This window comes from Serratia sp. PL7, from assembly GCF_945957435.1.
In genome coordinates, this window is record NZ_CAMFLB010000143.1 from 1 (window position 1) to 321 (window position 321).

Annotated in this window: 1 pseudogene; it reads left to right on the plus strand. The window is 54.5% G+C overall.

The annotated features are described in order from the left end of the window. Window positions 1-321: pseudogene (locus N6G83_RS54655) on the plus strand (IS1-like element IS1A family transposase); the annotation flags it as partial.

Here is a 321-nt window from a genome sequence, read left to right on the forward strand (position 1 = left end):
CTGTCCCTCCTGTTCAGCTACTGACGGGGTGGTGCGTAACGGCAAAAGCACTGCCGGACATCAACGCTATCTCTGCTCTCACTGCCGTAAAACATGGCAACTGCTGTTCACTTACACCGCTTCTCAACCCGGTACGCACCAGAAAATCATTGATATGGCCATGAATGGTGTTGGATGCCGGGCAACCGCCCGCATTATGGGCGTTGGCCTCAACACGATTTTACGTCACTTAAAAAACTCAGGCCGCAGTCGGTAACCTCGCGCATACAGCCGGGCAGTGACGTCATCGTCTGCGCGGAAATGGACGAACAGTGGGGCTAT